Raw genomic sequence first — 22,642 nt, forward strand, 5'->3', positions numbered from 1 at the left:
CCTGCGTAGCATTCAAGCGATGTCGAAAATCCGCCCGGGGTTGAGGATGTTGTGCGGGTCGAACGCCGCCTTGAGGCGGCGCATGGCTGATATTTCGGCATCGCTGCGCACCAGGCTCAGCCATTTCTTCTTGTCGAGGCCGATGCCGTGTTCGGCCGAGACGGCGCCGCCGCATGCGGCCACGCCGCGATAGATGATCTCATAGGCGGCCGCTGGCTCCCTGGTGTCGACCTGATAGTGCAGATTGCAGTCGCCGAGGTGGCCGAAGACGTAGATCTCGGCGCTGGCGTCCCTAGCGCGGATCGCCGCTTCGGCGTCGCGCAGGAAAGCCGCCATCGTCGACAGCGGAATGGAGATGTCGACGCCGATCAGGCCCTCGATTGCAAACAGGAAGCGGTTGGCCTCCTCGCGTACGTCCCAAAGCGCTCGGAATTCGCGCGGCGATTGCGAGACGACCACATCGTCGACGACGCCGTCCTCGACGGCCTGCATCAGCACCGAAGCAAAACGTTCGCCGTCCAGCTCGGCCTGGTTGCCCTGGATCTCGGCCAGAACATAGACGGGCGCGCCGGCAGGCAGCGGCGCCGGCGCGTCCATGCCGGCAATCATGGCGCCGTAGAGCGGCGAGAAATTCACTTCATAGGCCGAAAGCAAGGGACCGAGCCGCTGCTTCAGCAGCCCGAGCAACGCAATCGCCGCCTCCAGCGAGGCAAGCGCGCAGAAGGCGGCAACCTCGGTGGCGGGCTTCGGATGCAGTCGCAGGCAGGCACGGGTGACCACACCCAGCGTGCCTTCGCTGCCAATGAACAGCTGGTTGAGATCGTATCCCGAATTGTCCTTGGCCAGACCGCGCAGCGAGGTCAGGATCGAGCCGTCGGCAAGCACCGCCTCCAGCCCCAGAATCTGGGCGCGGTACATGCCGTAGCGCAGCACGCGGATGCCGCCGGCATTGGTGGCGATGTTGCCGCCGACCGTCGCGGTGCCGCGCGCACCGATATCGACGCCGAACATCAGGCCGGCCGCATCGGCGGCTTCCTGCACCATTTGCAGCGGCACGCCGGCTTCCGCGATGATGGTTGCCGCCTGGCGGTCGGGCGCTTCGACCACGGTCATGCGCTCCAGCGACAGAACCGCTTCGCCCGGCTGCACGCGCGCGGCGCCGGCCAGCCCGGTGCGGCCGCCATGGACGACCAGCTTCTGGCCAAGGCCGCTGCAAACTCGCAGGATCTCGGCGACTTCGCCGGCGCTGCGCGGACGCAAGACCAGTTCGGGCCGGTTTCCGTCCTTGCCGGAGAGATCGTCTCCATAGCGCGGATCGACCGCATTGCCGGTGACAACAGCGGCGGCGTCGAGCCGCGGCTGAAGCTGGGAAAGAAGCTGATCGATCTGTTGCGTCATGGTTCCTGGATATTCGCTTGCTCGCTGCGGTCGAGACTTTGATGCGGGACAATTTTCGCGTCAATTGATTACATTTACGCACGGTATAATTTGTCATTGCGCGTTGAAACGACTGAAGTTTCCTGTAAATTTCGTCTGAGGTTGCGTGGCGGCGCGCCGGCTACAGGACCGTGGGCAGCGCCAAGGATGACCAAGGTTCTGGCGCCCGCCAGACGAGGGATCGAATGACAAAGCACAGGACGATGGAGGATTTCGCCCGCTCTTGCGGCGTCTCCAGGCCGACACTGTCGAAATATTTCGACGATCCGACCAGCGTCAAACCGGCAACGCGCAAGCGCATCGAGGAGGCGCTGAGCTCATCCGATTACCAGCCCAATCTGTTTGCCCGCAACCTTAATCGCAAGCGTACCCGCAGCATCGGCATCGTCGTGCCGACGGTGGCCGATCCTTTCTATTCCGAAATGGTCAGCCGCATCGAGCTCAGACTGCGCGACGAGGGCTATTGGCCCATCGTCATTTCCTCACACGGTTCGCGCGAGCTCGAAATCGAGGCGACGCGCACCATCCTGTCGCTGAAAGTCTCAGGCGCGCTGATCGCGCCGCTCGGCTTGCGCTCGGACCGCCGCGCGCTGGAGAAGCTGACGCAGACAATGCCGGTCGTCTATTTCGACACCTATCTCGAAGGCGGCGCACCCTTCGTCGGCAACAACAACGCCCAGAGTGTTTCGACCATCGTCGACTATCTCTGCCGCTCCGGCGACGCGCCGGTCTATTTCGATATCCCGCACGTCAACCACAATTCGCCGGAGCGGCTGAACAGCTATATCGGCGCCATGCAGCGGCTGGGCCAGGAGCCGGTCGTCATCGGCAACACAAGCGACTATACATGGGATTTCGAGCGCATCGGCTACGAGCAGATGGAACAGATGCTCGGGGCTGGCGGCCTGCCGGGCAAGACCATACTGTGCGCCAATGACCGGCTGGCCTTTGGCGTCATGGCGGCAGCCTTCGCGCAAGGCAAGAAGGTCGGCCGCAAGGCAGACTGCGACCTGCGTGTCGCCGCCCATGACGACCATCCGCTGAGCCGCTACACCTGCCCCGCTCTGACTACCATCGCGCAGGATTTTGCCGCCATGGCGGGGCGCAGCGTCGAGACGCTGCTCGCTTTGCTCAACGAGGACACAGCGAGCGTCGCACCGAAGGTCAGCCTCGACGCCGCCCTGGTGATGCGTCAGTCGGCCTGAACACTTCCAAAGTCGGGGTCGAAGCTGCGCCATGCGGCGACCGCGGCAGTAATGATGGCGTCAGCGGCGATGTCGTCACGAACCAACCTGCCGTCAGGCAAGCAGGCTTGCCGCTTCCTCCTCGCCAAGCAGCGGCGGCTGGTCAACCGTGCCGTTGACGGCAACCGAGCCGCGGCTTTCGCCCGACGCCAGGATCGCTTCCATGATCTCCAGCACATGCAATGCGAGTTCGCCCGAGGCGCGCGGCTTCCTGCCCGTGGTCAGCGCGGTCGACAGATCGGCGACGCCGAGCATGCGGTAATTGGCGCGGTCGGGCGCGGCATAGGGCCAGTTGCGGGCGCCGTAGAGCTCGCTCTCGCTGGCGAAATCGGCCCAGTCGGCGCCGCGCGCCGACAGCGAGACCGTCCCGCCGAATGTGTCGGGGTCGGGCAGCCTGAGCGAGCCTTCGGTGCCGTGCAGTTCGATCGGATGGTTGGAATGTCTGAACACGTCCCATGAGGCGCCGAAGGTGACGGTGGCGCCGGAACGGAATTCGAGCAGCGACAATATGTTGGTCGACGTGCCGACCTTGAACGTCGTGTTCTTGAACGGGCCATCGGCCGTGATCAGCCTCTCCTCCTGGCCGCGCGTCGCCATCGCCATGACGCGGTCGACCGGACCGAGCAGATTGACCAGCATGGTCAGGTAATAGGGACCCATGTCGAACACCGGACCGCCGCCGGGCTGATAATAGAATTGCGGATTGGGATGCCAGTGCTCCATGCCGCGTCCCATCATGAAGGCGGTGCCGGTCACCGGCTTGCCGATGGCGCCCTCGTCCATCAGGCGGCGGGCGCGGCGTCCGGCGGCGCCAAGGAAAGTATCGGGAGCCGAGCCGATCAGCAGGCCGCGCTTTGCCGCTTCGTCGACAAGCCGGCGGCCGTCGGCGGCGGTAGTAGCCAGCGGCTTTTCGGTGAAGACATGCTTGCCCGCTGAAAGTGCTGAAAACGAAATATCGAAATGCGCCGCCGGAATGGTCAGGTTCAGCACGAGGTCGACATCGGGGTCGGCGAGCAGCGCGTCGACGCCGAGCGCGCGGATGCCATATTCCCTGGCGCGGAGTTCAGCCATATCAGCCGAAATGTCGGCGCAGGCACGCAGCTCGACGCCGCCGAAGAACGCTGCATTGCGCAGATAGGTCATCGAAATGTTGCCGCAGCCGATGACACCGATGCCGAGCTTTGTCTTTGATTTTCCGTGCATTTCCAGCTTTTCCTCCGAAGCCAATGGCATGCTTGGGGACCGTCGTAGTGCAGCGGTCCACCTTCACAATCCGCTATACAGGATTTTAAATGTTGACGCGCGTAAAATTTTTATAGAGCATGTGATAATTCTGGCGCAGCGTTGGGAGGCCGCCAGCCTGAGGAGGAGAACATGACTGTCATGAAGAACGGCCGACCGCCGATACGAAGCCCGTGGGTCATGCGCGCATTGGATCTTTCCGTCGCGGTCAGAGACCGAGACGGGTTCAGGCATAGATCACCTTGGCCGCGATCTTATCAAGCTGGCTGCGTATTGGACCGGGCAGGCCATCGTCGGTGATCACCACATCGACGGCCGACAGCGAAAATGCCTTGGAGGTCCCGCTGACGCCCCATTTGCTCGAATCGGCGAGGAGGACAACGCGCCGGGCCATGCGAACGAGGTTTCGCTTCGTTCGTGCCATGTCTTCGTTCACGTCGACCACATCCAGTGACGAGTCTATCGCATGCGCTCCAACAAAGACCTGATGCGCTACCAAGCCGCCGAGAGCTGTATCGGCATCGGTGATCAGCGTGCTCACCGTGTCGGGATAGACCCGGCCGCCGATCATATGAACGTCGAGCCCGGGACGATGCATAAGATGCTGCACGATATTCATGGCCGTGGCGGCGACCACGACATTGCTGAGCGGCGGTAACTGCATGGCCAGCTGCATCAATGTCGAGCCGCCGTCGAAGATGACCGATTGGTTGTCCTCGAACAGGTCTACCGCCGCCCGGGCGATGCGCTTTTTTGCATCGAGGTTCGTTTGCATCCGCCGGGCGAACGCGGCCGTGGTCGAATCGGTGGTCCGGGTCACCGCCCCTCCACGGGTCTTGGTCAGCAATCCCTTGCGGTCCAGTATCTCGAGGTCGGAACGCACCGTGACTTCCGACACGCCAAACCCGTCCGACAGGTCCTTCGTGCGCACCTGTCCGCTGCGCTGCACCTCACCCAGGATGGATTGGCGTCTCTGCTCCGACAACATTGCCCTGCCCTTGCCTCCCTGCGCCAAGCAACCGCTCTGGCCTCGGCTCACCTTACCAAAAATACGCAAATTCGAAAGCTTTCGAAAGATTGTTTTTCTTTTTTCTTTCGGAAACACTGAGTCCGGGATTTTGAAATCAACCGATCAGGGAATTTTGCACTCATGAGCCTAGGAACCAAGGTGCGTCTTGCGCGCCTCTTCTCGCATCCATCGGGGAACCTTTTTGGCGGTGCGGTCGACCACTTCGTCGGCTATGGCGACGTGCGCAAAGGCGGCCTTGCCGACCTGCCGGGTGCGCTCGCACGCGTCATGGCGGGCAAACCCGACTACGTCAGCATCCAGCCTGGCACCGCGCGCCATCTGTGGCCGCAATATGCGGGCAAAGCTTCCCTGGTGATTCAGGCGGGCTGCTTCACTCCGGACGATCGCATCAGCGAGTTGATCGCAACGCCCGAGGACGCGGTGCGCGCGGGCGCCGATGCGTTGGCCGTTGCCATTCCGGTGCGCGGCGCGACCGAGGGCAAATACATACGCTGGCTGACCGATTCAGTGAATGCAGCGGCCCGCTACGGCATGCCTGTGGTGGCACATATCTACCCTCGCGATTTTACCGACGGAGCAAAAATCGTCTTCACCCCCGACGAGATCGCCTATGCGGCGCGCATCGGCTACGAGTCCGGCGTCGACGTGATCAAAATCGGCTACACGGGCGATTTCGAGTCGTTCCGAGAGACCGTCCGGACTTGCCCGGTGCCGGTTGTGATCGCGGGTGGTCCAAAGACCGATACGCTGCTCGGCGCGCTTCAGCAGACGGCGGACGCCATCCGCGCCGGCGCACGCGGTGCCGTGGTCGGCCGCAATCTCTGGGGGCATGGCGATCCGGAGAAGGCAGCGCTTGCCTTTCGCGGCGTCATCCATGACGGCCTTTCGGCGCAAGACGCCCTGGCGAAGGCGGGGGCCTGAACGATGCCCACCGTCCCCTCGATCCTCGGCTTCGGCGCTATTGCGATCGACGACATCGTCTACGTCGATCAGCCGTTGTCGGCAGGCAAGGGGAAGGTTCTGCAAAGTGCCCGCGCTTTCGGGGGAAATGTCGCGACGGCGCTGGCCGCCGTCGCGCGGCTCGGCGGAACCGCCGGGTTCGTCGGATGGCTGGGCAGTGCCGCGGACGACGCCGTGCTGCGCGATCTCGTTGCGAGCGGTGTCGAAACCGCATTCGCGCCGCACCATCCCGACGCGCGCCCGGTGTGCTCGCGGATCACCGTCGGCTCGGACGGGGAACGGTTCATTGCGTATGACGACGATGCGATGCTGGGCACCGCTCCGGACTTTCCCGACGATATCCTCAGCCGCGCGACCGTCCTGATCGTCGATAGCTATGCGATCCGGTCGCTGGATGTCGTGGCTCGGGCTCGCGATCTCGGCCTTGCGATCCTCGGCGATATCGAATGGAGCAGCGGCGCAGCCACGGAGCGGCTGATCGCGCTCTGCGACCATCTCATTCTTCCACTCGACTTTGCGCGGACTGCCACGGGGTGCCGATCGCCCGCCGAGATACTCGATGCATTGTGGTTGCCGTCGCGGTCCGCCGTGGTTCTGACCGATGGCGGCAAGGGCGTGTACTATCGCGGACGCGGCGAGACAGGGCTTTGGCACCTGCCCCCGCACCGGGTTGCGGTCGTCGACTCGACCGGCGCGGGTGACTGCTTTCATGGCGCCTATGCCCATGCGTTGACGCGCGGAGCCGATACCGCGGGCCGGGTGGCATTCGCGGCCGCGGCGGCGGCCCTTTCGATAACCGGGCGTGGCGGGCGCGAGGCGCTTCCGACCGCCGACCAAGTCACGGAACTCCTAGCGTCGACGAACGCGCCGTCGGCAGTCGAACTGAAATATGCGCAACTCGATACCGGAACATAGTCCGAACTATCCGAGGATATATTTCGCAGGTGAACATAAGCCGAGGACAATCATTAAAAATCAGTGGCTTAGACTTGTGGAGGGAGGAATATGGCAGAAGTCGTTCTTGAGAATATCTGCAAGACATACGGGAACAATTTTCACGCAATCGACCAATTGAACCTGTCGGTCAAGGACGGCGAGTTCTTGATTCTCGTCGGACCGTCCGGCTGCGGCAAATCCACGGCGTTGCGAATGATCGCGGGACTGGAGGACATCACCAGCGGCAGCCTTCGGATCGGCGGAGTCGACGTCGTCGACATGCCGCCCAAGGACCGCGACATCGCGATGGTCTTCCAGAGCTACGCGCTCTACCCGCATATGACGGTGTCCGAAAACATCGCCTTTTCAATGCGGCTGGCAGGCAAGCCGAAGGCCGAGCGCAAGAAGCGCGTGGCCGAGATCGCCAAAACCCTTCAGCTGACGTCTTTGCTGGACAGCAAACCCGCGAACCTTTCAGGCGGACAGCGTCAACGGGTTGCCATGGGCCGCGCCATGGTGCGCGAGCCGGCCGCCTTTCTCATGGACGAACCCCTTTCCAATCTGGATGCGAAACTGCGTGTGCAAATGCGCGCCGAAATCACCAGCCTGCAAAAGCAGCTCGGCGTAACGACCATTTACGTGACCCACGACCAAATCGAAGCGATGACGATGGGGGACAGGGTCGCGGTGTTGAAAGGCGGCGTGCTGCAGCAGGTCGACACACCCAAGAGACTCTATGAATCGCCGGTGAACGCCTTCGTTGCCGGCTTCATCGGCTCTCCTTCGATGAACCTTTTCGAGGCGACCCTGACGGGCGACGAACTGATGTCAGGCACCTTCGCCGTCCGGCTGCAGGATGCAGCCTTCGTGCGCAGGCCGGGCTTGCGGTCGTATGCGGGGCGCAAGGTCGTGTTCGGGATCCGACCGGAGGACCTTTATGACAGCAGCCTCGAATCTGGCCGCAAGTATCAGACGATACCCGCAAAGGTGACCTCGATCGAAGAACTCGGGTCGGAACATATCGTCCATCTGAACATCGACGGGGTCCGGGTGGACTCCGGCGACCCCGACGCGGTGCAGGATTTCGGCCTGACGTCGAATGCGGTGGCGAGATTCGAACCGGACAGCGCAGTCCGCTCCGGTTCGGCAATCCGGTTGGCCCTGGATGATACCAAGCTCCATTTCTTCGATCCCGAGACGCACCTGGCGATCTGAAGATCTGTGGCAGAGCCCGCAGGCGAGGGTGAGGCGCCTGCGAAGTACTCGTAAGAAGACTTCTGAATGAAGCAGACGATCGGTTGCATTGTGCGGTCGATCTTGAAGAAGGAGGAGAAAATGATGTTTCGGATACAACCCGCGATGCTGAAAATAGCCGCGGCCGCATGGTTGCTTGGCGCAACCACCGCCATGGCGGACACGACGCTGGAATTCACCCAATGGTGGGAGCCCGAATTGCCGGCCGGATCGCTCAGGGCAATCATGAATGACTTCGAGGCTGCAAACCCCGGAATCAAAGTGACGCTGGTCAGCGGCCCCTATGCGACCACGCGAGACCAGATCTCGGTTGGTGCCGCAACCGGAACGCTTAGCGACGTTGTCGGTCTTGACGGCGCCTGGGTGAACAATCTGAACGCGCAGAGTGCGCTGGCCGACATGAACCCGATGATGGATGCGAGCGGGTTCGACAAGACCCAAGTCGCGGATATCATCAAGGTGGACGGCAAGGCGGTGATGTTTCCAGTGGCTTCGTTCGTCTATCCGGTCTTCGTGAATTTGGACCTCGCCGCCCAGGCAGGCGTGACCAAGCTGCCGTCGACCCGCGCGGAATTTTTCGAAGCCGCCAAGAAGATGACCCATGCCGACAAGAACCAGTATGGCTGGGTGCTGCCCTTGTCGCTGCAAACGCCGTCCGGTGTCCAGAACGACATGATGTCGTGGGTCTGGGCCTCGGGTCAATCGATGATGGCTGACGGCAAGCCGGCTCTCGAGGGCAAGCCGGTCGTCGATATGCTCACCTTCGTCAAATCGCTGAACGACGCCGGCGTCGTCTCGCCCGGCATTGCCACCAAGACCGAGCAGGAAAAGGTCGAGGAATTCGTCAACGATCGGGTCGGAATGATGATCGACTCGCTTGCGCATGTGAACCTCATCCGCAAACGCAATCCCAAGCTGAACTTCGATCTCATCCCGGTCCCGGTCGTGGAAAACTATACCGGCAAGCGCGGCCTTCCCTATGCCTCCTGGGGCATCGGCATCTCTGCCGCCTCGAAACATCAGGAAGAGGCCTGGAAACTCGTCCAATATCTGATGAGTGAAAAGGTGAACGCCAAGCTAGTGTCGCTTGCAAACGCCTTCCCGGGCAACGTCAATGCCAAGCCCGATTTCGTGACCTCGGACAAGGCTTTCGCCAAAGCTTTCGAAATCTTCAAGACCGGTTATCTCGCCAACGAATTCACGGGTCTGCCGGTGGCTGAAGACCTGATGACCCAGTTTGACGTGGAAGCCCAGAAGATGCTCGCCGGCGAGCAGTCTCCGGAACAGGCCGCAGCCACTGCTCAAAAAGGCTGGATGGCGAAATTCTGAGCGGCTCATTGCCCGTTTGCTATCTTCCACCGGGTGGCCTGACTTTCGGGCAGGCCACCCGTCAACAACGGATCGGCAATTTGAGATGGACCTGTTTCCGAAGCGCACCTTCGTCTTGAAGGCATACCCCAAGGGTGGCACATGACTCGGCAGAGGCGCTCCCACCATCGACTGAAACGAGCGGTCGCCCCCTATCTCTATCTGTCACCCTCGCTCCTCATAATCGGCCTTCTGATGCTGCTGCCGATGGTGACGGTGATTGGCTATTCGTTCCAGAACAGCGCGGTGCTGCGTCGCGACCCGTCCTTTGCCGGACTGAAACACTACCAGGCGATCTTTGCCGATCCGGTGTTCTGGGCCTCGCTGTGGCACACGCTCTACTTCACATGCATGAGTGTCGTCTTCCATATGACCATCGGCATGGTCTTCGCGCTCATGCTGAACAGCGACCGCATCAATCCGACGCTGCGCAATATTCTGCGCGTGCTCTACATACTGCCCTGGCTGTTCACCGCGGTGATTATCGCCGTGATCTGGCGCCTCCTGCTTGAGCCGAACGGTGTCGTGAACAGCGTTCTCATGCAGATCGGCGTCATCGGTTCCAAGGTCGAGTGGTTTTCCTCGCCCGAGACCGCGCTGCACGCCGTCACCTTCGCCAATATCTGGGCGGGTTATCCGCTCTTCATGGTCAGCCTGCTGGCGGGCCTGCAAGGCATTCCCAAGGATTTCTACGAGGCCGCCGATATCGACGGGGCGAAGGCCTACCAGAAGCTGATCTTCATCACCATCCCGCAGCTGATGCCGATCATCATCAGCATCTCGCTGCTCGACTTCATCTGGACCATGCAGGTCTTTCCATTGATCTGGATAACGACGGGCGGCGGTCCGATCTACTCGACCGAGGTGCTGAGCACCTACACCTACAAGCTGGCGTTTTCGAGCTACAACCTGTCGCAGGCGTCGGCGAGCGCCGTGGTCATCCTGCTGATCTCTCTCGGCCTGACGCTGTTCTACATCCGCTATCAAAAGGCTCGATAGTCACCATGAGGAAAAGGCACACGCCGAAAGACAGGCTGATCACCGTCGCGCTCCATGTCGCGCTTGCCGCAGGGCTCTTTTTCGCGGCCTTCCCGATCTACTGGATGTTGAGCAGCTCGTTCAAGTCGAATACCGAAATCTTTGCCCTGCCACCAACCGTCCTACCGAAGGCCTTCACGCTGGAAGCGTATGCGGCCATCCTTGGTGACCCGGTAAAGCTGCGCTTCTTCTTCAACAGCTACTTCGTGGCCGGAGCGGTGACCGTGCTGACGGTGCTGATCGCCTTGCTGGCGGCCTATGGGTTCAGCCGTTTCAATTTCCGCGGCAAGGGCAGCCTCAACACACTCATCATCAGCACGCAGACGATCCCGCCGATCACGCTTTTGATCCCCTTCTTCGGGCTTGTCGTCTCGTATGGCATCTTCGACACCTATGTCGCGCTGATCCTGACCTACCTGGTGTTTACGCTGCCCTACGCGATCCTGCTGATGACGGGATATCTGAACACCTTGCCCCGCGATCTCGATGAAGCGGTGGCTGTCGACGGCGGCACCAGCTGGACCGCACTCTGGCGGGTGATCGTCCCGATCTCGCTGCCTGGTATCGTGGCGACGTCGGTCTACACCTTCCTGTTGTGCTGGAACGAATTTCTCTTTGCGCTGACGCTGACGAAGTCAACGTCCATGCGCACCGTCCCGATCGGCATCCAGCTGTTGATGGGGCAACACGCCTTCGAATGGAATCAGATGATGGCGATGAGCGTGCTCGGCTCGCTACCGCTCCTGGTCATCTACCTCGTTGCCCAGAGGTTCTTCCTCGCCGGCATGACCGCAGGCTCGGTCAAGTAGGATATCAAGGAATGAAAGGATGACCGTGAAAGACCTCAAAGTCGGCTGCCAGACCTTCACCTGGGAAATGCTCGGAGACCGTTGTGCCGGCGGCCCCGACGATCTGTTGAAAGCGATCGCTGATGGCGGCTATGCCGGCATCGAGATCACCGACACGATGATCGGCCGCTATGCCGGCAAGCCGGCGGAATTCGCGGCCGCGTTGAAGTCATACGGGCTGACGCTCGTTTCCTTCGCCTTCGGTTCGAGGAGCGGTTTTACGCTGCAGGATCAGATCGGCGCCGACATCGAGACCGCCAAACGCTGGATCGACTTCGCTGCAGCCTTTCCGGGCGCGCTGGTGTCGATGGGTTCAGCCACGGTCGTCTCCGACGGACCGCGCGCCGACAAGTTTTCCGTTGCTGCCGAGGTTTACAACAAGGCCGGCGAGCTCGGGCGCGTGGCCGGCGTCCAGGTTGCGATGCATCCGAGCTCGCACCACAACACGCTGCTGTTCGACCGCGCCGACTATGACCGCATCTTCGGACTGATCGACGCCTCGCTGGTTGGCTGGGTTCCCGACACCGGTCACATCTTGCGCGGCGGTCAAGACATGGCCGACACGCTCACCACTTATCGCGATCGCATCCGCTACGTCCACCTGAAGGATGTCGACGCAAACGGCAGCTGGGCGATGCTCGGCAGAGGTGTCTGCGATACGGCGAAGGTGATCGAGATCGCCAGCGCTGCCCCCACCTTCAACGGTTGGCTGGTGCTGGAGGAGGAGTCCGAGACCGCCGCCGCCGATCCGGCCAAGGCGATCAAGACCAACCGCCAGACCATGCGCGGCTACGGAGCCTGAAACGATGATGAAATCCCTGTCCGGCCCCGCCGCAATCGCCGCCTTGCCGCGCGAGCGTCTGATCGGCGAGTTCTCGCTGTGGTCGGCCGACCTCGCCAATATGGAGCGCGATCTGAAGCGCATCGAGGCCCATGCCGACATCCACCATATCGACGCCGCCGACGCCCGCTTCACCCCGGGCTTCCTGTTCTTCCCGGATCTGGTGGCGCGCATCGCCAAGCTGACGGCCAAGCCTATTCATGTGCATTTGATGGTCGAAGCCGAGATCGTCGAGGCGCAGACGCGGCAATTCATCGAGGCCGGCGCCGACCTGATCAGCGTCCATGCCGAAAATGGCGAGGCTGGCCTGCGCGCTGTGAAACTGGCGCATGAGCTCGGCGCCGAGGCCGGCGTGGTGCTGCGGCTGGAAACGCCGGTCGCGGCAATCACGCCTTTCCTCTCTGAAGTGGCGTTCGTGACGCTGCTCGGTACTTCTATTGGCGTCAAGGGCCAGAGCCTGTCGGAACAAGCCTGCCCCCGCCTGATCGAGGCGCGCGCGCTGATGCGCAAAGCCGGCCGTGAAGCCGACATCGTGCTCGCCGCCGATGGCGGTATCCGCCACGAGACGGTGCCGCTGCTGCGCGCCGCAGGCGCCGAGACCGTGGTGCTGGGCTCACTGGCCTTCGGCGACCCCGACCTTGCGCGGCGCATGGCCTGGCTGCACGGGCTGGGGGTCGCCGCCTGATGAGCAAGCTTGCGCTCGCCTTCGATCTCGGCGGCACGGCGCTGCGCGGCGCGCTGGTCGAAAGCGACGGCAGTGTCGTCGCGCATGCTTCGGCGCCAACGATGGCGGGCGCGGGCTCGGAAGCGGTGATCGGCCAGATCATTGCGCTCGCCGGCGATCTCATAGCGCAAAGTCCGCAGGCCGAAATTGCCGGCATCGGCGTCGGTGCGCCGGGGCCGCTGGACCCCAAGGCGGGGATCGTGATTGCGCCGCCAACGCTAGCGGGCTGGCACGACGTGCCGCTGATCGACATTCTGGGGCAGCATTTCGGCTTGCCGGTGCGGTTGGAGAACGATGCCAATGCGGCGGCGCTCGGCGAATGGCGTTTCGGCGCCGGACGCGGCAGTGGATCGCTGGTGTTCGTCACAGTGTCGACCGGCATTGGCGGCGGCGTCGTCGCCGACGGCCACATCTATCACGGCAGGCGTGGGCTGGCCGCCGAGATCGGCCACATGACCATCACCGGCGAAGGCGACCGCTGCTTTTGCGGCGCCATCGGCTGCTTCGAGGCTGTTGCTTCGGGAACCGCGCTCGGACGTCGCGCCACGCGGCTGACCGCAGCGGGTGACGGTTCGCAGCTGCGACGGCTGTCGAATGATGGCGACGTCTCGGCCAGGCATGTTGTCGAGGCAGCCCAGGCCGGCGACGCCAACGCTCTCGAGCTGATCGAGGCGGAAGCGAGATGGTTGGGCATCGGCTTCACCAACCTGCTGCACCTCTATTCGCCCGATTTAATCGTCATGGGCGGCGGTCTTTCCAACGGTTTCGACCTGCTGGCGCCGTCGATCGCGGCGGTCGTCCAGCAGCGGGCCATGCCGGCCTACCGCGACGTGCCGATCGTGCGCGCCGAGCTTGGCGACCGTGCCGGGCTGATCGGCGCCGCCAGCCTGATCCTGTGGGAAGGTGAACCGGGTTTGGCACTGGCGATGGCGCAGGACGACAAGGACAGCGGCGCGACCGCTGATGCCAGGGAGCGCGGGCGATCTCCTGATTGATGGCGTGCGCGCCAACGACATCGATCCGTCGGAACGTGGCCTCGCCATGGTGTTCCAGGTCTTACGCGCTCTACCGCACAGCACAGCCCGATCGCGCTCGACATCACGCCGGCCGCTTGCCACCTGTTTCGCACCGATGGCCGGCGCTGGCACCGCTGCCTTAGGGAAGCCGTCCGCTCCGCCTACTTCCCGCAATGGTGGTCGTTGATCTTGTTCAGCGCATTCGCGTCCGGTCCGACCCGGTTGTAGGAGCAGGCGCCGGCGGCCGTGGTGGTCAGCATTGTGTCATAGTAACGCGGGCCGCCGAACAGAGCGTAGATCAGGTCGCGATGGGCGGGAACGTAGCGTTGCTCCGGTTCCGGCTGACGATGGCGGTGCTTTTCCTTGGCGACGGCCGTGCTGGACAGGCTGCAGCCCACCGCGAGAACGAGCGCGCAGGTCGCAAGGATCTTGGTGGTCATCGGCAGTACCCTTCTGACGGTTCGGAATCGCAGCATATCCAAAAGCGCCGGCGGAACAAAGGTTCCCTGGCGGCATTGCCGGCTGGCGTGACAATCAGCCCGCAACAGCATTCCGCGCCCGCCGCCTTTCGGCAGCAACGAGCAGGTCGACGAAGGCACGCACCTTGGCCGGCCTGAAGCGCGCCGGCGGAAAGACGGCATGGATGCCGCCGGACGGCAAGGTCCAGTCCGCGAACACCCGCACCAGCCGCCCCCGCGCGAGATCGTCGGCGACGCTGTAATCCGGAAAGATGCCTAGCCCAATGCCGGCCAGCACGCAGGACAGCACGCCGGGAGTCTTGTCGCAGCTGACGACCGGATTGAGTTCGGCCACCACCGTCTCCGCCTCCCTGGAAAACAGCCATTGGCCAATGCCGCGCAATTGGGCATTGCCGACCCAGGGCAGCGCTTTCGCCTGCCTGGGGCTGGCATCAAGCGGCAGCCCGGCGGCGAGTTCCGGGCTGGCAACGACGAATTGTTCATGGCTTCCCAGCCGCCGCGCCAGATTGCTGGAATCGGCCAGCCAGCCGACGCGGATGCCGAGGTCGATCTGCTCGTCGACCAGATTGCTGACGGCATCGTCGAAGATCGTCTCGACCCGCATCTTCGGATATTTTTTGAGATAGGCGGCGATGGTCGGCGCCACCACCTTCTCGCCGTAGTCGAGCGGCGCTGTCAGCCGCAGCATCCCGGTTGGCTTCAAGGCGCTCTGCGAGATGTCGCCATAGGCGGCTTCGGCCTCGCGCAGGATTATGGCCGCCCGGTCGTAGAACAGGCGCCCTTCCTCCGTCAGCGTCACGCGCCTTGTAGTGCGGCGCAGTAGCGTCGCGGCCAGTTCCTGCTCCAGCCTGCCGACCTGATGACTGACCACTGCCTTGGCGACATCGAGCCGGTCGGCGGCGGCTGTGAAGGAGCCGGTCTCGACCACGGTGGTGAAGTAGACGAGCCGGTTGAGGTTCAGAAGCTCGGTCACAGCTTACTCATTGTCCGATCTAATCAGACAGTTTGTATGATTGATCGCTATTTTTCGCAAGCCGTGGCCTTGCCATGTATCGGAGCAACGAATGGCGAAAGGAAAACCCATGAAAATCGCACTCATCGGCGCGTCCGGCCAGGTCGGCTCGCGCCTGCTGAAAGAGCTCTCCGACCGCGGCCACACGATCACCGCCATCGCCCGCAATCCAGACAAGATCGCCGCGCTGCCGGGCGTGACCGCCAAAAAGGGCGATGTCTTCGACAGAGACGGCCTCGCCGCCTTGATCAAGGGGCATGACGCTGTGATCAGCGCGGTGCATTTCCTTGACAGCGATCCGGACACGCTGATCGCAGCGGTGCGCGCCTCCGGCGTCAAGCGCTACCTGGTCGTCGGCGGCGCCGGCAGCCTCGACGTCGCGCCGGGCAGGCGCCTGGTCGATACACCGACTTTCCCTGCGATCTACAAGGCGGAGGCGCAGAAGGGCGCCGACTTCCTCGACACGCTTCGGACGATCGATGATCTCGACTGGACCTTGCTGTCGCCGTCGGCGCTGTTCCTCGCCGGCGAGCGGACCGGCAGATACCGCATCGGCAAGGACACGCTGCTGACGTCCGACAAGGGCAGCAGCATTTCCTTCGAGGATTATGCGATCGTCATGACCGACGAGATCGAAAAGCCGGCGCATATTCGCCAGCGCTTCACCGTCGGCTACTGACCGGACTGCCGACATTGGCGACAAATGCCATCGGAGCCTCCGATGGCACTATCGTTTTCTTCCGTTTCCACTCCTGCCGCGGGCCTGCGAAATCTCGCCCGAAAAACGGTTAGGATCGGAACGGAATATGGCAGACAAGAACAACGCTAAATCAAAGATCGTCATCGTCGGCGGCAGTTCCGGGATGGGGCTGGCGCTGGCAAGGCGCTGCCTGGACTCAGGCGCCGAAATCATCATCGTCGGACGCAACGAAGCAAAGCTGAAGCGCGCCAGCGAGGTGCTGCGGAACCCTGACGGTTTGAACACCATCGCGGCTGATATCGCCGAAGAACATCAGGTCGCCGACCTGTTCGACCGGATCGGCCGGCTCGACCATATCGTCAGCACCGCCGCCGATATTGAAGGCGCCTACGACTTGTTGCCTTCAGTCGACCTCAAGGCCGCGCAGAGGGTGGTGGAAAGCAAATTCTACGGGCCGTTGCTGCTTGCCAAACATGGCGCGCCGAAGCTTTCGGCCAACGGCTCCATCACCTTCACCTCGGGAATCGCCGCCTACCGGCCAGCGGCGCGCGGCTCGGTTGTCGCCGCCGTCAATGCGGCGCTGGAAGGGCTGGTGCGGGCGCTGGCGGTCGAACTGGCGCCGATCCGCGTCAACGCCGTTTCGCCGGGTTGGGTCGACACGCCGATCTGGCACTTCGTTGCCGGCGACAAGAAGGACGAAACGCTTGATGCCATGGCCAAGCGGCTGCCGGTCGGGCGTGTCGGACAACCGGACGACATCGCCGACGCCATCGCCTTCCTGATGGGCAACGGCTTTACGACAGGGACGATACTGCATGTCGAGGGCGGTCACCGGCTGATCTGACCGGCGCGAAAGTCTCACCCGCTGCCGCCAGCAGCAGCTTCAGCGCCGGCGGCTGCACCCGGCGGCGGCGCCAGATCATGACCAGGGAGGCTGCTTGGGCTGAACCCGGCCAGGGCAGCTCGACAATCTCGCCGCGATCGAGCGCCTCGGCGACGGCCAGCCGCGGCACCAGGCCCATGCCGATACCAGTCGCCACCAGGCTCGCAATGGCGCCGATGCTGCCGACTTCGGCGGCAAGTTTTGGCGTCGCCATTCCTGTCTCGGCGAACGCTGTGTCAAACAGATGCCGGTAGACGCATCCGGTTTCCGTCACCACGAAACGCATCGCGGCGAGCGCGGCCAGATCGCCTTGTCCTGATGCGGTGGCATTCTCGGCGGACGCGACAAGGACGAGCGGCTCGGCCGATATCGTGCGCCGGGCCAGACGCTCATCGAGCCCGCCCTTGTCGAAACAGAAAGCGACGTCGATCTCGCCCTCTTCGAGCTGCCGCAGCAGAACATTGCTGCCGGCGATTTTCAATCGCAGACCAATCTCCGGGTGATCACCTCGAAAGGCCGCCAGCCATTGCGGAAGTTTCACGGCGGCAATCGTCTCCAGTGCACCCACCGTCACCGTCGCGGCGGTCGTTCCCGTCCTTGCCTCGACAGCAATTCGCGCCTCTTCCGCCAGTTGCAGGATCTCTTCGGCATAGGGTTTCAGCGCCTCGCCGGCCGTCGTCAGGTCAAGGCCCTGCCGGGAGCGGGTGAAGAGGGCGACGCCGAGTTCGCTTTCCAGCGACTGGACCTGGTCGCTGACGCTCGACTGCGCCAGATGAACCTCCCGCGCCGCGCGGGTAATGTTGCGGTGCCGCACCACGGCGAGGAAGGTCTTGAGCAATCTTGGATGCATGCCGTTTCCGGATCTGGTCTGTGTCCGATATTTCGGACCTGGCCGGCTTATTTGCAACCATTGACGCCGGCGAATGCGATTGCGGCAGACAGAAGGGCCAGAATTTCGCAGCCATTGCGCGGCGAGTTTTTGCTTGTGAACGGGCCGGCGGCTTGTAGCTTGCTCGAAAGCCGGTCCGACAGAGGCAATTCGGGAGAAATGAGCGTCATCAGGATTGTTCGGGCATGCCGCTGAAAGCCGCCGCCCATATCGAGGCTATGTCGGCTTTCGCGCTGGCGAATTTTGGCGGCCATGACCAGCCAACCCTTGCCCAGAACGAGAGCGCTTTTCCGCCGAGTCCCAAAGCGATTACCGCCGGCCAGGACGCGATCGCCCGCAGCCATCTCTACCCCGATCCGAACTGGACGGTGCTGCGCGAAGCCATCGCGCAAGCCTATGGCGTCGAACGCGAGCTGATCCTGTGCGGCGCCGGTTCGATGGACCTGATCAGCTGCACCATTGCGGCATTCGCCGGCCTTGGCGACGAGGTGCTGGCCACCGCCTATGCCTATAATTTTGCGGCCTCCGCTTCCGCGCGTGTCGATGCAGTCTATGTCAAGGCGGCTGAACGCGACTTCGTCGTTTCCGTCGACAGCATTCTCGCCGCCGTCACGCCGGCGACACGGATCGTCTTCGTCTGCAATCCCGGCAATCCGACCGGCACTCGCATCCGCAATGCCGAACTTTTGCGCCTGCGCGCCGCCTTGCGCGGCGACGTTCTGCTGGTCATCGACCAGGCCTATGGCGAGTTCGACGACCAGGATCCTCAACCTGTCTTTGCGCTCGTCGCACGCGGCGACACCGTCGTGTTGCGCAGCCTTTCCAAAGCCTATGGGCTGGCCGGCGCCCGCGTCGGCTGGGGGTTGTTTCCGCCTGAAGTCGCGGCCGAAGTGGGCAAGCTGCAGAACTCGAACCAGGTCACCACGCCAAGCCTCGCCATGGCGGTCGCGGCAATAGAGGACCAGGCCTATATGCGCGAGACGGTGGCGCGCACTGCTGCGATCCGTGACCGTTTTGCGCAGGATCTAAGAGCGGCCGGTTACGGCGTTCCCGAAAGCCGGACGAATTTCGTGCTGATCCGCTTCCCCGACGGTGCCGCAACTTTGACTGCCGATGCCGCCTTGCGCGACGCAGGCATCATCTTGCGCAGCCTCGACGGCTACGGCCTCACCGACTGCTTGCGCGCAACGGTCGGGCCGCAGGACATGATGGACCGGGCGCTGCGCATCCTGACCGATCTGCGCGGCGGCTAATTCTACTATGATATCCGAGGAGGTTTGAACGATGCCCTATGTGCCGGCCCGCGACTTCATCGGCTACGGCGACAAGCCTCCTGCCGCTGCGTGGCCCGGCGGCGCCAAGCTGGCGCTCAACATCGTCGTCAATTACGAGGAAGGCGCGGAATACAGCATCGACGAGGGCGACGGTGTCTCCGAGGCGATCCTGTCGGATCTGGCCGTGTCGCCGGCGGTGCCTGGCCTGCGCAACCGCAACATGGAATCGCTCTACGAATACGGCTCGCGCGTCGGCGTCTGGCGGCTCGCCTCGCTGTTCAAGGACAAGGGAATCGTTCCGACCTTCTACGTCGTCGGGCGAGCGCTGGAACTCAACCCGGCCGCCGGCAAGGCAATGGCCGAACTCGGCAGCGACATCGTCTGCCATGGCTGGCGCTGGATCGACTACGCGCCGCTGAGCGAGGCGGAAGAGCGCAATCACATAGCCATGACCGTCGACACGGTGCAGCGGCTCACCGGCATCCGCCCGCTCGGCTGGTACACCGGCCGGCCCAGCCTCAACACCAGGCGGCTGGTGGTCGAGCATGGCGGCTTCCTGTTTGATTGCGACGACTACAATGACGACCTGCCCTATTTCGTCGACGTCGATGCCAAGCGGCATCTGGTCGTGCCGCACTCCTTCGACAACAATGACAGCCGCTTCTCGCGCGGCTCGGGCCTGGAGACCGGCGGCCAGTTCTTCGACTATGTCAGCGACGGGGTGGACTGGCTATTGGCCGAGGGCCAGACGACACCGCGCATGATGACGGTGTCGCTGCACTGCCGGCTCGCCGCGCGGCCTGGCCGCATGATCGGGCTCGCCCGCTTCCTCGACAAGATCAAAGACAATCCCGACATCTGGGTCTGCCGCCGCTCCGACCTCGCGCAGCATTGGCTGGATCGGTTCGGCGGCTGAGCGACGGCTTGTAGACCGCTGGAAGCCCTACGCCCGCAGCCGCTTGCCTTCAGGATCGAAGGGCGGCTCGCTCAACAGCACTGCGTCGTGCGGCCGGCCGAGGATGGCCACCGACACCTTGTCGCCTGCCTTGGCGGAGCCGGCCTTGACATAGCCCAGCGCCAGCGACTGCTCGACGAAGTAGCCGTAGGCGCCTGACGAGACCTGACCAATCGGCGTGCCGTCGGGCAGGAAGATCGGCTCGCCGCCGGTGGCGTCGGCATCCTTGGCGGCGATCGACAGCATGATCAGTTGATCGCGCGCCGGCTTTTCGGCGATGGCTGCGTAGGCGTCGCGGTTGAGGAACGCGCCCTTGTCCATCTTGACCAGGCGGTCGAACTTGACCTCCTGCGGCCAGTATTCGGGGGAGTATTCGCGGCTCCAACTGCCGTAGCCCTTTTCCACACGCAGCGACATCAGCGCGCGCGAGCCGACCGGTCCTGCGCCGACCTCGCTGCCGGCCTTGAGCAGCGCGCCGTAGAGCGCGACTTGGTCGGCAACCGGGCAATAAAGCTCCCAGCCGAGATCGCCGGTGAAGGAGACACGCAGCGCCACGACATCGACGCCGCCGACCGTGATCCGCTTCGAGCGCATGAAGGGAAAGGCGTCGGTCGACAGATCAGCATTGGTCAGCCGCTGCAGCAATTCGCGCGACTTCGGACCGGCAACGTTGAAGCCGCTCATCTCCTCCGTGCGCGAGCGGAAGCTCGTGCCTTCGGGCAACGGAACCGCCTTGAAGAACCTCTGATGGAAGCGCTCGGCCATGCCGGAACCGAAGACCATGAACTCGTCTTGGCCAAGCTTCGTCACGGTGAAGTCTCCGGCAATGCCGCCGCGCTTGCCGATCAATGGCGTCAAACAGGAGCGGCCGATTTCGGCCGGCATGCGGTTGGCGAACAGCGAATTCAGCCAGGCCTCGGCGCCCGGCCCCTTGACCTCGTACTTGGCGAAGTTCGAAACGTCGATAATTCCGGCATGCTCGCGCAACATGCGCGCCTCGCGGCCGACCGGGCCCCACCAGTTCTGCCTGGTGAAGCCATTCGTTTCCTCGCGTGGCTCGCCCTCGGCGGCGAACCAGAGTGGATGCTCCCAGCCGAAATTGAGACCGAAGACGGCGCCCATCTGCTTTTGCATCTCATAGGCCGGGCGGGTGCGCACGGGGCGTCCGGCGGCGCGCTCCTCATTGGGGAAATGGATCTTGAAACGGTGGCTGTACTGGTCCTGCACGCGGGCCTTGGTGAAGGCCTTGCCGGCCCAATGGCCGAAACGCGCCATGTCCCAGGCGAACATGTCGAGCGACGGCTCGCCTTCGATCATCCACTCGGCCGCCAGCTTGCCCATGCCGCCGGACTGCGAGAAGCCGGGAATAATGCCGTTGCAGCAGAAATAGTTCTGCAATTCCGGCACCGGGCCGAACAGCACGGCGCTGTCGGGCGACCAGATCATGGGGCCGTTGATGACGCGCTTGACGCCTGCCTTTCCGACCGCCGGCACACGGGCAATGGCGCGCATCATATTGTCCTCGATGCGGTCGAGATCGTCGGGGAAGAGTTCGTGGCCAAAGTCGAGCGGTGTGCCGTCCTCGGCCCAGAATTTCATGTTGCGCTCATAGGCGCCGATGAGCAGGCCGAGCCCTTCCTGGCGCAGATAATATTCGCCGTCGCGGTCGGCGACCGAAGGCAGCCGGCGGCCCATGGCGGCGATTTCGGGGATGGTCTCGGTGACGAAATACTGATGCTCGGTCGGGATCAGCGGCAATTGCAGGCCGGCCATCGCGGCGACCTCGCGGCCCCACAGGCCGGCGGCGTTGACCACCCATTGCGTGCGGATGTCGCCCTTCGGCGTGCGCACGATCCAGCTGCCGTCGGCTTGAGCTTCGGTGGCGATGACCGGGGTGAAGCGATGGATCTCGGCGCCGCGCTGGCGTGCGCCCGCAGCGTAGGCCGCGGTGACGCCGGACGGGTCGACATTGCCGCCTTCGGGTTCATACATGATGCAGCGTATGCCGTCGAAATCGACCAGCGGATGCAGCCGCTCCGCCTCGTCGCGCGCGACCTCATAAAAATTCATCTTGTAGCGCCGCGCCTTCGCTTCCTGCAGCCGCAGCTGATGCTCGCGCGCCTCCGTCTGGGCAAGATAGAGCGAGCCCGGCTGGAAGATCCCGCAGCCCTGGCCCGTCTCGGTTTCCAGCTCCTTGTAGAGCGCCATGGTGTAGTGCTGCAGGCGGCTGATGTTGGTCGAGTCATGCAGGCCATGGATGTTGGCGGCGGCGTGCCAGGTCGAGCCGGAGGTCAGCTCGTCGCGCTCCAAGAGGACGACATCGGACCAGCCATGCTTGGCCAGATGATATAGGATCGAGCAGCCGATCAGGCCGCCGCCGATGACAACGGCTTGTGCATGGGTACGCATATCGAGATTTCTTCCCTTTGTGTTCGGCGACTTGTCTTGTTCCAGATCAATGAATTCGCTCTCGTCGCCTTGGCGAAACTCCAAGGGGCGATCAGGCCGCCCC

At 63.3% G+C, this 22,642-nt stretch carries 21 protein-coding genes; 14 read left to right on the forward strand and 7 right to left on the reverse strand.

All coding sequences use genetic code 11. The annotated features are described in order from the left end of the window. Positions 1-12: 12 nt before the first annotated feature. Entirely contained in the window at positions 13-1,398 is a 1,386-nt protein-coding gene (locus tag AC1D1N_RS17535; protein WP_436258702.1) for an FAD-binding oxidoreductase, read from the reverse strand. A 224-nt stretch (positions 1,399-1,622) separates the two neighbouring features. Here AC1D1N_RS17535 and AC1D1N_RS17540 point away from each other — a divergent pair, with 224 nt between their 5' ends. Continuing rightward, complete coding sequence (locus AC1D1N_RS17540) at positions 1,623-2,642, forward strand: LacI family DNA-binding transcriptional regulator (RefSeq protein ID WP_477349963.1); 1,020 nt, start codon at positions 1,623-1,625, stop codon at positions 2,640-2,642. A 93-nt stretch (positions 2,643-2,735) separates the two neighbouring features. On the opposite strand, the gene AC1D1N_RS17545 is transcribed toward AC1D1N_RS17540, so the two are convergent. After that, positions 2,736-3,884: a Gfo/Idh/MocA family protein gene (locus AC1D1N_RS17545; RefSeq protein WP_477349965.1), complete on the reverse strand. Its 1,149-nt coding sequence runs from the start codon at positions 3,882-3,884 to the stop codon at positions 2,736-2,738. 265 nt (positions 3,885-4,149) lie between these two features. After that, positions 4,150-4,911, reverse strand: coding sequence for a DeoR/GlpR family DNA-binding transcription regulator (locus AC1D1N_RS17550; RefSeq protein WP_112566013.1), 762 nt, complete (start codon positions 4,909-4,911; stop codon positions 4,150-4,152). A gap of 162 nt (positions 4,912-5,073) precedes the next feature. On the opposite strand from AC1D1N_RS17550, the gene AC1D1N_RS17555 reads away from it, so the two are divergent. From AC1D1N_RS17555 to AC1D1N_RS17595, 9 genes are all read left to right on the forward strand, one after another. Next, entirely contained in the window at positions 5,074-5,874 is an 801-nt protein-coding gene (locus AC1D1N_RS17555; protein WP_203279910.1) for a beta/alpha barrel domain-containing protein, read from the forward strand. Between the two features lie 3 nt (positions 5,875-5,877). Then, on the forward strand, positions 5,878-6,828 hold the full coding sequence (locus AC1D1N_RS17560; RefSeq protein WP_477349967.1) for a PfkB family carbohydrate kinase: 951 nt from the start codon (positions 5,878-5,880) through the stop codon (positions 6,826-6,828). A 90-nt stretch (positions 6,829-6,918) separates the two neighbouring features. Beyond that, complete coding sequence (locus AC1D1N_RS17565; RefSeq protein ID WP_477349969.1) at positions 6,919-8,064, forward strand: ABC transporter ATP-binding protein; 1,146 nt, start codon at positions 6,919-6,921, stop codon at positions 8,062-8,064. Positions 8,065-8,184: 120 nt separating this feature from the next. Next, positions 8,185-9,432, forward strand: coding sequence for an ABC transporter substrate-binding protein (locus AC1D1N_RS17570; RefSeq protein WP_477349971.1), 1,248 nt, complete (start codon positions 8,185-8,187; stop codon positions 9,430-9,432). A gap of 141 nt (positions 9,433-9,573) precedes the next feature. Further along, complete coding sequence (locus AC1D1N_RS17575) at positions 9,574-10,470, forward strand: carbohydrate ABC transporter permease (protein WP_477349973.1); 897 nt, start codon at positions 9,574-9,576, stop codon at positions 10,468-10,470. A 5-nt stretch (positions 10,471-10,475) separates the two neighbouring features. Next, the gene (locus AC1D1N_RS17580) at positions 10,476-11,318 is read left to right on the forward strand and encodes a carbohydrate ABC transporter permease (protein ID WP_112566025.1); all 843 of its coding nucleotides are present in this window, start codon (positions 10,476-10,478) and stop codon (positions 11,316-11,318) included. Between the two features lie 19 nt (positions 11,319-11,337). Next, the gene (locus AC1D1N_RS17585; protein ID WP_477349975.1) at positions 11,338-12,159 is read left to right on the forward strand and encodes a sugar phosphate isomerase/epimerase family protein; all 822 of its coding nucleotides are present in this window, start codon (positions 11,338-11,340) and stop codon (positions 12,157-12,159) included. Positions 12,160-12,163: 4 nt separating this feature from the next. Next, complete coding sequence (locus AC1D1N_RS17590; RefSeq protein WP_477349977.1) at positions 12,164-12,883, forward strand: ribulose-phosphate 3-epimerase; 720 nt, start codon at positions 12,164-12,166, stop codon at positions 12,881-12,883. After that, on the forward strand, positions 12,883-13,917 hold the full coding sequence (locus tag AC1D1N_RS17595; RefSeq protein ID WP_477349979.1) for an ROK family protein: 1,035 nt from the start codon (positions 12,883-12,885) through the stop codon (positions 13,915-13,917). Before AC1D1N_RS17590 ends, AC1D1N_RS17595 begins: the two co-directional genes overlap by 1 nt. A 182-nt stretch (positions 13,918-14,099) precedes the next feature. On the opposite strand, the gene AC1D1N_RS17600 is transcribed toward AC1D1N_RS17595, so the two are convergent. After that, positions 14,100-14,378, reverse strand: coding sequence for a hypothetical protein (locus AC1D1N_RS17600; protein ID WP_477349981.1), 279 nt, complete (start codon positions 14,376-14,378; stop codon positions 14,100-14,102). Between the two features lie 94 nt (positions 14,379-14,472). Beyond that, positions 14,473-15,390, reverse strand: a complete 918-nt coding sequence (locus AC1D1N_RS17605; protein WP_436258692.1) for a LysR family transcriptional regulator — start codon at positions 15,388-15,390, stop codon at positions 14,473-14,475. Between the two features lie 109 nt (positions 15,391-15,499). On the opposite strand from AC1D1N_RS17605, the gene AC1D1N_RS17610 reads away from it, so the two are divergent. Both AC1D1N_RS17610 and AC1D1N_RS17615 read left to right on the forward strand, forming a co-directional pair. Next, the gene (locus tag AC1D1N_RS17610; protein ID WP_436258691.1) at positions 15,500-16,108 is read left to right on the forward strand and encodes an NAD(P)-dependent oxidoreductase; all 609 of its coding nucleotides are present in this window, start codon (positions 15,500-15,502) and stop codon (positions 16,106-16,108) included. A gap of 127 nt (positions 16,109-16,235) precedes the next feature. Then, on the forward strand, positions 16,236-16,973 hold the full coding sequence (locus AC1D1N_RS17615) for an SDR family oxidoreductase (protein WP_477349983.1): 738 nt from the start codon (positions 16,236-16,238) through the stop codon (positions 16,971-16,973). Here AC1D1N_RS17615 and AC1D1N_RS17620 read toward each other — a convergent pair. After that, positions 16,924-17,862 (reverse strand): LysR family transcriptional regulator, encoded by a 939-nt coding sequence (locus tag AC1D1N_RS17620; protein ID WP_477349985.1) that lies wholly within the window; start codon positions 17,860-17,862, stop codon positions 16,924-16,926. The genes AC1D1N_RS17615 and AC1D1N_RS17620 overlap by 50 nt on opposite strands. 224 nt (positions 17,863-18,086) lie before the next feature. Between AC1D1N_RS17620 and AC1D1N_RS17625 the strand changes: the two genes are divergently transcribed. After that, positions 18,087-19,154 (forward strand): pyridoxal phosphate-dependent aminotransferase, encoded by a 1,068-nt coding sequence (locus AC1D1N_RS17625; protein WP_477349988.1) that lies wholly within the window; start codon positions 18,087-18,089, stop codon positions 19,152-19,154. A gap of 31 nt (positions 19,155-19,185) precedes the next feature. After that, positions 19,186-20,091 carry an allantoinase PuuE gene (locus tag AC1D1N_RS17630; RefSeq protein WP_436258687.1) on the forward strand — a complete coding sequence of 302 codons (906 nt, stop codon included), beginning with the start codon at positions 19,186-19,188 and terminating at the stop codon, positions 20,089-20,091. Between the two features lie 27 nt (positions 20,092-20,118). Here AC1D1N_RS17630 and AC1D1N_RS17635 read toward each other — a convergent pair whose 3' ends face one another. Beyond that, complete coding sequence (locus AC1D1N_RS17635) at positions 20,119-22,539, reverse strand: GcvT family protein (protein ID WP_477349990.1); 2,421 nt, start codon at positions 22,537-22,539, stop codon at positions 20,119-20,121. Positions 22,540-22,642: the final 103 nt, after the last annotated feature.

This window comes from Mesorhizobium sp. P2_B5 (assembly GCF_056404775.1).